This is a genomic window from Streptomyces sp. NPDC001880 (assembly GCF_053594575.1).
This window is the reverse complement of the sequence record NZ_JBSFET010000013.1, coordinates 75,002-89,285: the sequence shown is the minus strand read 5'-3', so window position 1 is coordinate 89,285 and position 14,284 is coordinate 75,002. Positions and strand designations below refer to the sequence as shown.

At 72.3% G+C, this 14,284-nt stretch carries 11 protein-coding genes; 5 read left to right on the top strand and 6 right to left on the bottom strand.

Annotation, left to right across the window (positions count from 1 at the left end; translation table 11 throughout):
* Positions 1-160: 160 nt before the first annotated feature.
* A complete protein-coding gene (locus ACWCQ6_RS11065) occupies positions 161-1,447 on the top strand; it encodes an ABC transporter substrate-binding protein (RefSeq protein WP_451087712.1) in 1,287 nt (428 codons plus the stop codon).
* Between the two features lie 72 nt (positions 1,448-1,519).
* On the opposite strand, the gene ACWCQ6_RS11060 is transcribed toward ACWCQ6_RS11065, so the two are convergent.
* On the bottom strand, positions 1,520-3,073 hold the full coding sequence (locus ACWCQ6_RS11060) for a hypothetical protein (protein WP_451087710.1): 1,554 nt from the start codon (positions 3,071-3,073) through the stop codon (positions 1,520-1,522).
* 161 nt (positions 3,074-3,234) lie between these two features.
* Entirely contained in the window at positions 3,235-4,617 is a 1,383-nt protein-coding gene (locus ACWCQ6_RS11055; RefSeq protein WP_451087708.1) for a transcriptional regulator, read from the bottom strand.
* Between the two features lie 315 nt (positions 4,618-4,932).
* Here ACWCQ6_RS11055 and ACWCQ6_RS11050 point away from each other — a divergent pair, with 315 nt between their 5' ends.
* Genes ACWCQ6_RS11050 through ACWCQ6_RS11040 form a run of 3 tightly spaced genes read left to right on the top strand, consistent with a single transcriptional unit; the run spans position 4,933 to position 8,156 of the window.
* On the top strand, positions 4,933-5,643 hold the full coding sequence (locus ACWCQ6_RS11050; protein ID WP_451087706.1) for a bifunctional DNA primase/polymerase: 711 nt from the start codon (positions 4,933-4,935) through the stop codon (positions 5,641-5,643).
* Positions 5,644-5,682: 39 nt separating this feature from the next.
* Positions 5,683-6,513 carry an ABC transporter ATP-binding protein gene (locus ACWCQ6_RS11045; protein ID WP_451087704.1) on the top strand — a complete coding sequence of 277 codons (831 nt, stop codon included), beginning with the start codon at positions 5,683-5,685 and terminating at the stop codon, positions 6,511-6,513.
* Entirely contained in the window at positions 6,510-8,156 is a 1,647-nt protein-coding gene (locus ACWCQ6_RS11040) for a transporter (RefSeq protein ID WP_451087702.1), read from the top strand. Before ACWCQ6_RS11045 ends, ACWCQ6_RS11040 begins: the two co-directional genes overlap by 4 nt.
* A gap of 335 nt (positions 8,157-8,491) precedes the next feature.
* Here ACWCQ6_RS11040 and ACWCQ6_RS11035 read toward each other — a convergent pair whose 3' ends face one another.
* Positions 8,492-9,385: an alpha/beta fold hydrolase gene (locus tag ACWCQ6_RS11035; protein WP_451087818.1), complete on the bottom strand. Its 894-nt coding sequence runs from the start codon at positions 9,383-9,385 to the stop codon at positions 8,492-8,494.
* Between the two features lie 665 nt (positions 9,386-10,050).
* Positions 10,051-10,743: a metal-dependent transcriptional regulator gene (locus tag ACWCQ6_RS11030; protein ID WP_451087700.1), complete on the bottom strand. Its 693-nt coding sequence runs from the start codon at positions 10,741-10,743 to the stop codon at positions 10,051-10,053.
* A gap of 214 nt (positions 10,744-10,957) precedes the next feature.
* Between ACWCQ6_RS11030 and ACWCQ6_RS11025 the strand changes: the two genes are divergently transcribed.
* The gene (locus ACWCQ6_RS11025; protein ID WP_451087698.1) at positions 10,958-11,713 is read left to right on the top strand and encodes an SIS domain-containing protein; all 756 of its coding nucleotides are present in this window, start codon (positions 10,958-10,960) and stop codon (positions 11,711-11,713) included.
* Between the two features lie 73 nt (positions 11,714-11,786).
* Here the strand turns inward: ACWCQ6_RS11025 and ACWCQ6_RS11020 are convergent, their stop codons facing one another.
* Together ACWCQ6_RS11020 and pdxH are read right to left on the bottom strand one after the other, a co-directional pair.
* The gene (locus tag ACWCQ6_RS11020) at positions 11,787-13,145 is read right to left on the bottom strand and encodes a PAS domain-containing protein (protein WP_451087696.1); all 1,359 of its coding nucleotides are present in this window, start codon (positions 13,143-13,145) and stop codon (positions 11,787-11,789) included.
* Between the two features lie 401 nt (positions 13,146-13,546).
* Positions 13,547-14,173 carry a pyridoxamine 5'-phosphate oxidase gene (gene pdxH, locus ACWCQ6_RS11015; protein ID WP_451087816.1) on the bottom strand — a complete coding sequence of 209 codons (627 nt, stop codon included), beginning with the start codon at positions 14,171-14,173 and terminating at the stop codon, positions 13,547-13,549.
* Between the last annotated feature and the right edge of the window lie 111 nt (positions 14,174-14,284).

The window sequence follows — 14,284 nt, the reverse complement described above, 5'->3', positions numbered from 1 at the left end:
CCGCGACGGGAAGAGTTCTCCGAACCTTGCTGCACGGTCATCGATCGTACGTTCCCTTTTCGGCCCCCCCCGCACCGGCCCCTGCAATTCACCCGGATGTCACCGAGCGTTGAGCGGGGCACACTGCGGCGTTACCCCGCGACCGGAAATGTCCATACCCATGACCGGACGGCGACGCCCCACCTCCCCCCGCCCCTACAAGTTCCTCACGAGTACGGCGGCGGCCGGGGCGTTGCTGGTCACCGGCTGCGGCGTGCTCCCTGGGGCCACGGGGGACTCCAGGGAGCCCGTCACCGTCATGACATGGGCCCCCAGCGGGGTCTCGGGACCGGACGCGGTGAACATGGCGGGCATGACCGCCATGGCGCGCACCTATGCCCGCTGGGCCAACGACAACGGCGGGCTGGACGGCCACGAGCTGCGCGTCGTCACCTGCGACGAGGAGGACACCTCGATCGGGGCGGCGAACTGCGCCCGGCGGGCCGTCAAGGAGAAGGCGGTCGCGGTCGTCGGCTCGTACAGCCGGCACGGCTCGGCGTTCATGCCGCCGCTGGAGGCCGCCGGAATCCCCTACATCGGCGGATACGGCGCTTCCGACGAGGAGTTCAGCAGCTACAACTCCTATCCGGTCAACGGCGGCCAGCCGGCCCTGCTCGCCGGCAACGCCCGGCAGCTGGCCCGCAGTTGCGAGCGGGTGTCCGTGGTCCGGCCCGACACCCTGAGCGGAGACGACCAGGCCTGGCTCCTCAGGACCGGGCTCACCGAGGCCGGCCGGCCCGCGCCCGCCGACATCCGGGCTTCGGAGTCGGCCACTTCCTACGACGACGCCGCCGGGCCGGCGCTTGAGGCGGCGGGGGCGGCCGACGGCTGTGTGACGGCCGTGCTCGGGAAGCGCACGGAGACCTTCTTCGACTCCTTCCGGCGGCTCGAACCGTCGTACGGGAGCGGCAGCGTACGGATCTCCTCCGTGCTCGGCAGCGTCGACCAGCCGCTGATCGACAGCACCGGCGGCCGGAACAGCCCGTTCGAGGGGGCCTACATCACCGGCTGGTACCCGGACGCGGGCGACGCCCGCTGGGACGTGATGCGGGACGTGATCCACGAACACGCCTTCGGCGACAACCGGATCGACCCGGACGACACGGGCGTGCAGACCACCTGGATCGCGTTCACCGTGCTGAAGGAGATCGTGGAGGCGATCGACTCCCCGCAGATCACCGCCTGGAAGCTCACCTCCGCCCTCAACAAGGGCACCCCGGCCGACACCGGCGGTCTGACCCCGGTGCTGCGCTGGAGCTTCGACGACGTGCTGGGCTCGTCCGCGTATCCGCGGATCGTCAACACCCGGGTGACGTTCCAGGTGGTACGCGACGGGCGGCTCGTCGCGGACCGGAAGGGCTTCGTGGACGTCACGAAGACCCTGTCGGACGCCAGCGCGAGGATCTGACCGACGCGCTCCGGCGTATCCGCGCGGCGCGGGGCGACGGGTCCGTTCCGGACTCCCCCGCCCCGCCCGGTGTCACAGCTCGGTGGCCGCCCGAGGGGTCAGCCCGTACTTCGACGCGATCGAGTTCCACAGCTTGGAGGCCTGTTGCTTCGCCTTGCTGGCCTCGCCGCTCCGCACGGTGGCCTGCTGCGTCTCGGAGGTCGTACGCGCCTTCCCGTGCTTGCACACCTTCTTGCCGTGCTTGGCCTGCGCGGCCCATGCGGCGTAGTGGTCGTCGGCGGCGGCCGAGGCCTGCCACGCCTCGGTGAGGGAGGCGGTGAGCTGCACGTGGTCGGGCAGCTTGTCGACGGACAGTGCCTCCAGCCGGGTCACCAGATCGCGGCGCTGCTGGGCGGCGCTCTTCAGGTCGGTCACGGCCTGGTCCAGATCCGTGCAGCTCTTGGTCTTCTCCACGGCCCCGATGACCGCCGCGCGGCTGTTGTTGCTGTCCGCGAGCAGCTTGTCGAGCGCCTCGGCCTGCTGCTTCGCGGGATCGGGCGCGGCCTTCGGCGCGGGCTCCCCGCCGGGTGAACTCGCCGCGGCCACCGGCTGCTTGTCGTCCTCGCCCTTGTCGCCGCCGCCGCTCATCAGCGCACCCGCGCCGAGACCGACGACGGCGCAGCCGGCCACGACCGCCGCGATGAGGGTGACGTGCGCCCGCTTCTTGCGCGGCCGCTGCGGCTCCTCGTCCACGGGCCGGTACGGGGGCTGCGGAGCCTGCGGGGGCTGCTGGGCGCCCTGGTACCGGGGCCCGGGGTCGAGATGGGGCATCTGCTGGGTGGCGCCCGCCGGCTCGTCGCTGCGGAACAGGTTGTCGAACTCGGCGGGCGGCTGCCGGTCCCCGGGGGCTCCGGGCCTGATGCCGTACGGGGTGCCGCCGGGGACCGGCGGGATGTGCTGGGTCGCCTCGGCGTCGCCGCCCTGACCGGGCTGCTGCTGGTACGCCTGGGCCTGCTGCTGCGGCACCGAGCCGTCGAGGAACCGGGTCGCCTCCGCGGGGTTCTCCGGCGGCAGCCCGCCCGGCGCGGGACCGCCGGCCACCGGCGCGATGTACTGCGTGGCGTCCCCGCCCGCGCCCGCCCCGGGCCCGGCCTCGGGCGGCAACGGCTGTGCGAAGGACTGCGGTTGCTGCTGCGGCAAGTGGGGCTGCGGGGGCTGGTAGAACTGTGGTTGCTGCGGGGGCGAGTAGGACTGCGGGGACTGTGGTTGCTGCTGCGGCAGGTGTGGCTGCTGAGGCTGCACCGGCGGCAGCGGCTGGGCCTGCGGCATCTGCGTGTGCTGCGGAGCGGGCGGCTGCCCGTATCCCTGCCCCGGCTGCGTCTGGCCGTACTGTCCCTGCCCGTAGGCTCCCGGCCCCTGGGCGGGTGCCTGGGGCTGCGGCAGCGGCTGGGACTGATGCGAGGCGTCCTGGTGCGCCGCCTGCGGCCCCCAGGGCTGCCCCCACGGCTGGCCGCCCGCCGGGGCGGCCTGATCCGCGGGCCCCCCTGGCATCCAGGGCTCGCCGCCACCCGCGGGCAGCACGACACCTTCGTGCGCGGGCCGTACAGCAGGGAGCTGCTGCTCGTCACCCTGTCCGCTCTGCGTCACCGGGACTCCTACGTGTAAACCTACGGAATCGTCGGCTCACGCTATCGGGTGGTTGCCGCCGTTCGCCAAGCGCGTGTTGTCACTCACCAGCCCTTCACAGGCGCTGTAACACTCAGCGCCCTCAAAACGCAGTTAATGGGCGACTTCACGCGCACCACCGGTCAGGCCGCCTGGAGCTCCAGCCGCGCACCGAACTCGCGCACCGCCGCCTCGTCCCCGTACGGGAGCAGCCGCTGCTGCAGATCGTCCAGGTACTCCGCGCCCCGGCTGGAGCGCACCGACCCCAGCAGCTCCATCGCCCGCGTGCCCGTGTGGCAGGCCTGTTCCACCTCGCGCATCTGGACCTGGGCCGTGGCCAGGAGCACCAGGCCGATGCCCCGCCGGCGGGCCCGGGACTCCGGGTGGCCGGCCAGGGACTCCTTCGCCCGGCGCGCGGCGGCCTCCGCCTGACCGAGGTCGCGGTGACAGTGCGCCAGCTCATCCGCGAGATAGGCGTGGTCGAAGTGGGCGATCCAGTCGGGGTCGTCGCCCGTGCCGGATTCGGCCTGCTCCATGGCCGTCAGCGCGCGGCCCGTCACGGCCTGGCAGGTACGGGCGTCGCCGAGCAGGGCGTGGCCGCGGGCCTCCGCCGCGTAGAACATCGCCTCCGTCCTCGGGGTGACCCGCCCGCGGGCGCCCTCCTGCGCGGCGCGGGCCAGTTGGGCGATCTCCCGGGGATTGCCGAGCTGCGCGGCGAGATGGCTCATCGAGGCGGCCAGTACATAACCGCCGTACGCCCGGTCGCCCGCCGCCTGGGCCAGGCGCAGCGCCTGGATGTAGTAGCGCTGGGCGAGCCCCGGCTGGCCGGTGTCGACCGCCATGTACCCGGCGAGTTCGGTGAGCCGCGCGACCGCCCCGAACAGCTGCCGGCCGACCGATTCGCGGTACGCCCCCGAGAGCAGCCCGGAGACCACGCTGTTCAGGTAGTGCACCAGGACCGGCCGCACATGCCCGCTGCCGAAGCGGTGGTCGAGGTCGACCAGCGCGGCCGTCATCGCCCGCACCGCCTCCACGTCCGGCATCCCGACCCGGGACCCGGCGGTCCGGGCCACCTGCGGGTCGGCGCCGGTGATCAGCCAGTCGCGGCTGGGTTCGACGAGCGCGGAGGAGGCGATCGTCGAACCGGACAGGAAGTCGCGGCGGCCGACATCGCTGCGCCACAGCTCGCAGACCTGCTCGATCGCGCCGATCACGGTCGGGGCGAACTGCAGGCCGACGCCTGATGCCAGATTCTTGCCGTTGGCCATCCCGATCTCGTCGATCGTGACCGTACGGCCGAGTTTGCGGCCGAGTGCCTCGGCGATGATTCCCGGTGCCCTGCCGCGTGGTTGCTGTCCGCGCAGCCAACGGGCCACGGACGTCTTGTCGTAGCGCAGGTCCAGCCCGCGTTCCGCGCCGACCATGTTGACGCGGCGGGCGAGGCCGGCGTTGGAGCATCCGGCTTCCTGGATGAGCGCCTGGAGCCGTTCGTTCGGCTGGCGTGCGACGAGAGGCCTGGCTGCCATGTTTCCCCCTGAGGCCGCAGAGATCATTGAGCCGATCACTGCCCGGCGAATACGCGGAAAATGCACAGATTCATAGTGTTCGTCAGGTGCGTCGTGTTCCTTGTCATTCCTGTCGGCATATGACAGAGGCCGACCGTTCCGGACCCGGGCTTCGGCCGCCCGGCGGTTGCACCGTATGTGGCTACCCGCCCCGCCGGGCACCGCCTCACACGCGCCCCCGCCCATGCATCCATGCGCCCCGTGTGCCGGAGCGATGCGCCGCGTCCGCGCCCGACGCGCCCGTAACCCCGGTCGTTGGCCGTAGTTGTGCTCTGCGTGGAAGAGCCCATCGGAGTCGAAGAGCCCGTCGTAGTCACGGAAGCCGCGAAGGTCCCCCGACAGCGGGGCGAACAACTGCTGGACGCGGCGGTGCGGTACGCGGAGGAGCGGCACTGGGACGTGTGCCCGGGGACCTGGCTGGAGGCGGCGGAGGGGACCGAGCGGTGCTCCTGCGGGGACACCGGCTGCGCCGCTCCCGGCGCCCATCCCACCGGCCCCGACTGGGCGGGCCGGGCGACCGGCAGCGGTGCCGCGGCCCGCCGGATGTGGTCCAGGCACCCGAAGGCGTCGATCCTGCTGCCCACCGGGCGCAGCTTCGACGCCATCGACGTGCCGGAGTCGGCGGGCTTCCTGGCGCTGGCCCGGATGGAGCGGATGGGCCTGCGCCTCGGTCCCGTCACCTGCAGCCCCGACCGGCGGATGTTCTTCTTCGTGCTGCCGGGCGCGGCGGCCAAGTCGGAGGAGCTGGTAAGGAAGTTGGGCTGGCGGGCCGCCGTCATCGATCTGGTCGGCCGCGGCGACGGCCAGTACGTGACCGGTCCGCCGACCCGGGTCGGCGGGCGCGGGGCGGTGCAGTGGGCCCGCCGGCCCACCTCCGCCAACCGGTGGCTGCCGGACGCGGAGGAGCTCATCAGCCCGCTCGCCTACGCCTGCGCCAGGGAAGCGGCCGACGCACGGACCCGCCCCCGGCAGAGCCCCCTTTCGTAGGGTGGTCCCGGAAACGGGGCCACCGAAAGGCAGTGCATCATGCAGGACCGGGCAGAGACCGACAGAGCGGCGCGGGCGGGTGAGGCGGGCGGACCGGCCACGCCACCGCCCGCCGTGCGCGTACAGGGGCTGTGGAAGCGGTTCGGGGAACAGACCGCGGTGGCCGGGATCGATCTGGAGCTGCCCGCAGGCAGGTTCATCGGTCTGGTCGGGCCCAACGGCGCCGGTAAGACGACCACGTTGTCGATGGTCACCGGGCTGCTCCGCCCCGACCAGGGGACCGTCGAGGTGGCCGGTCACGACGTGTGGCGCGACCCGGCCGAGGTGAAGAGCAGGATCGGCGTGCTTCCGGAGGGACTGCGGCTCTTCGAGCGTCTGTCGGGGCGCGAACTCCTCGCGTACACCGGCAGACTGCGCGGGCTGCCGGGCGCCGAGGTCGACAAGCGCGCCACCCAGCTCCTGGACGTGCTCGATCTGGCGGGCGCCCAGCACAAGCTGGTCGTCGACTACTCGACCGGCATGCGGAAGAAGATCGGGCTCGCGGCCGCGCTGCTGCACAACCCCGACGTGCTGTTCCTGGACGAGCCGTTCGAGGGCGTCGACCCGGTCTCCGCGCAGACCATCCGCGAGGTCCTTGAGCGCTACACCCGCTCGGGGGCGACCGTCGTCTTCTCCAGCCATGTGATGGAGCTCGTCGAGTCCCTCTGCGACTGGGTGGCCGTCATGGCGGCCGGCACGATCCGGGCCCAGGGCACCCTCGCCGAGGTGCGCGGCGAGGCGTCCTCGCTGCAGAACGCGTTCCTCGAACTCGTCGGCGCGGGCTCCCGATCCGGCGGCGACTCCCTGGACTGGCTGGGCGGCAGGCGATGAGCGTGCTCGACGCCCCCGCGGGGGCCGCGCCCGGACCGGCCGGCACCGGCGAGGGGCTGGTCGGTGTCTTCGTACGGCTGAAGCTGACCCTGCTGCGCAACGGGCTGCGGCAGTCGGCCGGCCGGCGGGCCGCCTACATCACCTCCGTCGTCTTCAGCCTGCTGATCGCAGCGGGCCTGCTGCTCGGGCTGATCGCGCTGCACGGGCACGCCCACGCCGCCTCCCTCGTCGTGCTGCTGGCGGGAGTGGTGGCGGTCGGCTGGGCCGTGATGCCGCTGTTCTTCCCCAGCGGCGACGAGACCCTCGACCCGAGCAGGCTGGTGACGCTGCCGCTGCGGCCGCGTCCGTTGATCGGGGCGCTGCTGGCGGCCTCGCTGATCGGGATCGGTCCGCTGTTCACGCTCTGCCTGGCGGCCGGATCGGCCTTCGCGGTGGCGAGCGGTGCGGCCGGGGCGGTGTTCGCCCTGGTGGCCGCGCCGCTCACGCTGCTGGTGTGCGTCGCGCTGACGCGGGCCGTGGCCACGGCCAACACCCGGCTGCTGACGTCACGCAAGGGCCGCGACCTCGCAGTGCTCAGCGGGCTGGTGATCGCGGTGGGAATCCAGGTCGTCAACTTCGGTGCGCAGCGGCTCGGCCGGGCGGGCGGGCTCGCCGCGCTCGACCCGGCCGCGGACGTGGTGCGCTGGCTGCCGCCCGCCTCGGCGGTCGGCGCGGTGGACTCGGCGTCACGGGGCTTGTACGGGCAGGCTCTCGTACAACTGCTGCTGTCCGTCGCGGCGCTGGCCGCGCTGCTGTGGCTGTGGCAGCGGAGCCTGGCAAAGCTGATGACGGCCCCGGACGGTTCGACCCTGGCCGCCGCCGGGCCGGGCCGCGAGAAGGCAGGCAAGGGTGGCTCCAGGCTTTCCGCGCTGCTGCCCCAGGGACGCACGGGGCCGGTGATGGAGCGCAGTCTGCGGTACATCGCACGCGATCCGAAGACCAAGGCCGCCTGGGTCACGGCGCTGGCGATCGGGCTGATCGTGCCGGTCCTCAACGCGCTCCAGGGCACCGGGTCGATCTACTTCGCCTGCTTCGCCGCCTGGATGCTCGGTATCCAGATGTACAACCAGTTCGGGCAGGACACCTCCGCGTTCTGGATGGTGGCCCAGACGATCTCCTCGACCCGTGACGCCTATCTGGAACTGCGGGCGCGGGCCCTAACGTTGCTGCTGATCACGCTGCCCTACACGGTCCTGGTGACGGTGGTGACCGCCGGGATGCTCGGTGACTGGGGCGATCTGCCGGAGGCCATGGGGCTGTCGTTCGCCCTGCTGGGCGGGATGCTGGCGACGGGCGCGGTGGCGTCGGCGAACTTCCCGTACTCGATCCCGCAGGACGGGGCGTTCAAGAACGTGGCACCGGGACAGGCCGGGCTCGCCTGGATCTCGATCTTCGGCGGCATGATCTCGGCGGGACTGCTCTGCGCACCCGTGATCGCGATGACGATCTGGCTGCATGTCGCCGATCTGGAGCAGTGGCTGTGGCTGCTGCTGCCCGTGGGGGCCGTGTACGGGGCGCTGATCACCTGGGCGGGGCTGCGGCTCGCCGCGCCCCGCACGGCGGACCGGCTCCCGGAGATCCTGGCAGCGGTCAGCAAGGGCTGAGGGCCTGTCGGGCGGACCGCGCCCGCCGCCCGGCCGGAGGTCAACCGGCAGGCCCCCTGAGGGCCTGTCGGATGACCTCGGCCGGACCGCGGGCGCGGTCCGGTGCGTGCGATTCCAAGGCGGAGGAGTCAGGCGGACGGGGTCTCCCTTGCTCGAGCGGAGCCGAGAGCTCGGAGAAGGAGCGTCGTCGACCGACGACAACGCGGGAAGCGTGCGTGCCGGGGCGTGGTCGCCGGGTCCGAGGTCACCCGACAGGCTCTGGGGGCCGCGGTGCGGCTCAGGCCGGACAGGCCCCGGGCCGCCGCCGGACCCGTCCGCATCGCCCTGACGCCCTGTCACGACGGGACGGGCTCGCGGTCGTCCCGGGGGTTCTCGGCGAACTGCTCCAGGAAGGGCTCGACCGCCGCGCGCCAGCCCTCGGGCTGGTCGTAGTGGACGAGATGGCCGGCGTCGGCCACCTCCGCGTACTGCCCGCGCGGCAGTACGCGGACCATCTCCTGGGCCTCCGCCCGGCCCAGCTCGCCGTCGAGGCCGCGCAGGACCAGGGTCGGGCAGCGGACCTGCGCCAGCTCCTCCCAGTGTGCGTCGAACACCCAGGTCGCGCGGGACCTGAGCATCTGACGGCGGGAGAAGACGGGGCGCCAGCCGTCCGCCCGCTCGGCCATCACCTCGGCGAAGAACTCGCCGCGGGCGGGGTTGGGCCGCTCCACCCAGGGGTCGTCCTCGCCGAACCACTTCCGCACATCGGAGAGCGTCGCGAACGGCACCGGCCAGGTCTTGAACCAGTCCTCCCACTCGCGTTGCGAGGCCGCGCCGAGCGCGGAGGCCCGCATGTCGCAGATGACCAGGGCCCGGACCAGATCGGGGCGCTTCGCGGCGAGCTGCCAGGCCGTCAGCGCGCCCATCGAATGCCCGACGAGGGTGACGGGAGCGAGGCCCAGCTGTTCGATCGCCGCCTCGGCGTCGGCAACGTACACGTCACGGGTGAACGGGCCTTCGGCCGGTTTGTCGCTGCGGCCGTGCCCGCGCTGGTCGAGGCCGACGGCGCGGTACCGCTCGGCGAGCCAGCGGGCGGTGGGGGCCCAGTGCGCGGCCCTTCCCATCAGGCCATGGAGCAGTAAGACCCCGGGGGCGCGCTCGCCCTCCGCGCGCCCCTTGGGCGGGTCGGCGAACTCCCAGGCCGCTAGGCGTACGCCGCCGGTCCCGGTCACATCGATGCGCCGCACCATATGTCCTGGCACCCCCTTCTGGTCCTCGATCACCGCTTGATCCACTGCTCGATCACCGCGTGGCCGCGTCACGCCAGACTATCGAACTTGTATTCGAAAACCGGTTCCGCCATCCGACACCGCTCGTTCGAGTGACCGCCGTCAATGATTGACCGCGACGGCGGAGGGGAGATCTTCTCCGGGAGGCGGGCCACTCGGGGATGAGGGCCCGTGGGGATCGACCTCGAGAGCTCGGGGCTCCAGGTCGAAGCGGGGGAGGACAGGCCCCGGCGCCGCAAGGCGCCGGGGCCTTCTGTCTTCCGGGAGGCCGCCGAATCCGGTACGCGGCGACGGGCGGCGGCCCGTTCTCGCGGGCGGCGGTGGGCGATGCGCGGGTACTTGGGCGGACGCTGCCGCGCGGCGCTCGGGCGGCCGGGACCACGGCCAGCACGCTCCGGTACATGCGCCGGACGTGCCGGACGCGCCAGTACGACGGGTGCATGCGCCTGCTCCCTCCCCGACCGCGCGGCCGAGTCGGCCGACACTCTCAGGTACGCCTCAGCCACAGCCTGGCATGCGATCCGTCCGGGCGCTGCAATTCCGGACGGAAAAAGGGAAAGCGGAATGCACACCTGCGCGCCCGCCGACGGCATCCGGCCAAGCCTTGGTACACGGTGACGAAGCGCTCAGCGCTTGCCCACGAACACGTGCGAGGCGACCTCGGCGTCCAGCTCCGCCGCCTCGCCGCTGCTCCCGACCAGCACGCCACCGGGCGACTGGGTCACGCTGACCACGGAGCCGGGCTGCACACCCGCACGCCGCAGCGTGTACATCAGCTGGGCGTCCGTCTGGATCGGCTCACCGATCCGGCGCACGACCACCGTCTTGCTCTCGGCACCCGGGTCGAGCTCGGACAGGCTCACCATGCCCTCGTCGAGGAAGGGATCGGCCTCGGCCTTCTCGCCCAGCTCCTCCAGGCCCGGGATCGGATTCCCGTACGGCGACTCCGTCGGATGACGCAGCAGCTCCAGCACCCGCCGCTCCACGGCCTCGCTCATCACATGCTCCCAGCGGCATGCCTCTGCGTGGACCTGCTCCCACTCCAGGCCGATCACATCGACGAGCAGGCACTCGGCGAGCCGGTGCTTGCGCATCACGCGCGTCGCCAGGCGGCGCCCCTCGCCGGTCAGCTCCAGGTGCCGGTCGCCCGCGACCTGTACCAAGCCGTCACGCTCCATGCGCGCCACCGTCTGGCTGACCGTCGGACCGCTCTGGTCCAGCCGTTCCGCAATCCGGGCGCGCATGGGGACCACGCCTTCCTCTTCGAGTTCGAGGATGGTGCGGAGATACATCTCCGTGGTGTCGATCAGTCCGGACATTCGTGCCCCTCGATGCTGTGACATGAAAAACGTCGTGCGTGCGCTGGCCCTGCCCCAATTCTGACGCATACCGCTGACAACCGTGCCGCACCGACCGAACACCGTGCAGCAAAGCCGCAGGGCCGGTGTTGACAGGTCACTGGTCCAGACCGCAACGTGATCCGCGGCACGGACCCCGTGAACACTCTCCTCTCCCGCCGGAAGGGCCTCCTCGATGAGCGACAGCAAGCTGGCCGGTCAGTTCTTCGACGCAGCGATCGGTCTGCTGGAGCGGGTACGCGACGAGGAGCCCGGCAACATCGCGGCCGCCGGTGCCGCGATCGCCGACGCCGTCGCGGCGGGTGGCCGGCTCTTCGCCTTCGGCGCCGGGCACTCCTCGCTCGCCGCACAGGACGTCGTCTACCGGGCGGGCGGCCTCGCCCTGATGAACCTGCTGGCCGTGCCTGGGACGGTCGGCGTCGACGTCATGCCCGCGACCCTCGGCTCCGCGCTGGAGCGGGTCGACGGACTGGCGGGCGCCGTGCTGGACTCCAGCCCCGCCCGTGCCGGCGACGTACTCGTGGTCATCTCGCTCTCCGGGCGCAACGCGCTCCCGGTGGAGATGGCGCAGCACGCGCGGGCACTCGGCCTCAAGGTCATCGGCGTGACATCGGTGGCGTACGCGGACGGCACCCGCTCCCGGCACGCCTCGGGCGGCTTTCTGCGGGACCACTGCGACATCGTGCTCGACAGCAAGATCGCCATCGGTGACGCGGAGCTGACCCTCGACGGGATCGAGGCGCCGTTCGCCCCCGCGTCGACGGTGGTCACCAGCGCCCTGATGCAGGCGATGATGGCCGCCGCGGCGGAACAGCTCGTGGAGCGGGGCGTGGAGCCGCCGCTGCTGCGCTCGGCGAACGTCGACGGCGGCCACGAGTGGAACGGGCGCGTGATGACGGAGTACCGGGACCGGATCTTCTACCGGCAGTGAAGTCCGGCGGTGAAGTCCGGCCGTGAAGTCCGGCCGTGAAGTGGTGACGGGTGACGGGCCGCGGAACGCACCGTCACCCCGTCGGCGCCAGCACCTGCGCCAGGTCCACCGCCGCGGCCACCCGCACTGCCACGCTCTCCGCGTACAACGCATCCGGACGCTCGAAGGCCGCGCGGTGGGCCGAGCGCAGGAACGTCACCACACCCAGCGTGCGCCCCCTGCTCCGCAGCACCGCGCACAGCGCGTGCACCGAGTCGCCCGGCCACTGCCGCTCCGCCGCCCACACCCCGGCCCCGGGCCCGGTCCCCGCGCTGGCCCGCACCGAACCCGTCCGGTCCACCGCCTGGAGCGCCGGGTGCCCCGCCGCGTACCGCAGCGGAATGGCACCGCCCGCCACCGGCAGGCACGGGCCCGGCTCACCGGACGGGGTCGCCGCCACCCGCACCAGCCGCTCCCCCGCCACCAGATCGACCAGCGCATGGTCCGCGAAGCCCGCCAGCGCGTAGTCCAGATAGGACATCGCCGCCTCCATCGGGTCCTCGCACTCGGACGCCGACCGCGAGGCCCGGTGCAGCTGGTTCGACCGGAACCTCATCCGGTCCGCCTCCTGCGCCGCCAGCTTCTCGGCCGTCACGTCCTGGAACAGCCAGCCGACCCCGAGCGGCGCCGGCTCCTCGGCGAGCGGCGACGCCAACTGCAGAAAGCCACTGCGCCAGCAGCGCCGCCGCTTCCCCTCCGCCGTCCGCAGCGTCACCCACAGCTCGGCGGGCGCCGGTAGTGCGCCCTCGGCGAGCACATGCTGCAACGCGCCCTCCAGATCCTCGACGCCCTGCACGATCAGCTCACCCAGCGGGCGCCCCAGCAGCTTCGTACGGCCGCAGCCCAGCGCTCGGGCCGCATGCGCGTTGACGACCGTCGGCCGCAGATCCGCGTCGACCAGCACCACACCCCAGGACGCGTCCTCGAACAATGCCTCGCTCAACGCGATCGACCGCTCCAGATCGATCTGCGCATGCACCTCGCTGAACACGCAGTACACCCCGGCCGGTCCGCCGTCCGCACCCCGCACCCCGGCGGACTGGGTCCGCACCAGCACCCGCCCGCCGTCCTTGCGCAGCAGCGCGAACTCATGGACCCGGCGGCCCGCCCCGTCCATGGCCGCCATCAGCCGCCCCTGCACCTCACCCGCGTCCGCCGGCCGCACCGCCCACCCGGCGAACCCGCACCGCCCCACGGCCTCCCCGGCGGACCAGCCCAGAATCCGCTCGGCCTGGCGGTTCCAGTGGGTGATCGTGCCGTTCGCGTCGAAAGCGCAGAGCGCGGCGTCCATCCCGTCGAGCAACGCGGCGAGCAACTCGGCCCCGGGCCCCGCCCTCGGCCCCTCGTCGGGCCCGGGCGCCTCGGTCGTTCCACTGCTTGTGGACGCACTCATCCCGTACCCCCCGCAGGACGCATCCGGCATTTCCGCACGTCAGACCATTGAACTCGAAGGTGACCCAGCACACACCGACTTCCCGGAAATCAACCTCCGCATTAATTCGCTTGTGCGGTGCCAGAGACGTTCCTAGGCTGCTGCCAGCGAAGAAAGGAGGTGTTCCGGAAGTGATTTCTTCTCGGACTCGTGAGGTGGCTGCGGGCTGACGCCCGTTGTCGCGCTCTTTGCAGTGCAGGCCGGTCGTCGGCCAATCCCAAGCAGTCACCGACCCGCAGGCTCGCCGGTAAGTCCGGCCGGCTCCTCCGCAAGGAGGGACCAGAGCCTGCGGGTCTCTGCATGTCCGAAGGGATTCGTGCCGGAATATCCGGAGGAGTTCTGCCGGACAGGCCCCTACGGTCCTACGGGCACAGGCGCTCGACGCGCCACTGCTCGCCCTCGCGTACATACCTCAGCCGGTCGTGCAGCCGGTTCGCATGGCCCTGCCAGAACTCGATCGTGTCGGGGACGACGCGGAAGCCGCCCCAGTGCGGGGGTGCGGGGACCTGTTCGCCCTCGGGGTAGCGGGCCTCCAGTTCCTCGTAGCGGGCGAGCAGCTCCTCGCGGGAGCCGATCACCGTGGACTGCGGGCTCGCCCAGGCGCCGAGCTGGGAGCCGTGCGGGCGGGTGCGGAAGTAGGCGACCGTCTCCTCGCGGCCCACGCGGTCGGCCCGGCCGGTGACGATGACCTGGCGGGCCATCGGGTGCCAGGGGAAGAGCAGCGAGACGTACGGGTTGGCGGCCAGCTCGCGGCCCTTGCGGGACTCGTAGTTGGTGAAGAAGACGAAGCCGCGCGCGTCGTACTTCTTCAGCAGCACGGTGCGTGAGGACGGCCGGCCCTCGGGGGTGGCGGTGGAGACCACCATGGCGTTGGGCTCGTGGAGCACCCCGCCGACGGCGACCTGCCGGAACCAGTGGGCGAACTGCTGAATCGGGTCGGCGGCCAGCGTGTCCTCGGTGAAGCCCTCGGAGCGGTACTGCTCGCGCATCGCGGCCGGATCGGTGGTGGAATCGGAGGGGGAGTCTGCGGTGGGCACGGGGTCATCCTGCCGCAGCGGTCGAGTCGGCCCGGCAAGGAGGGGTAGGGAGCGGGGTGGCAG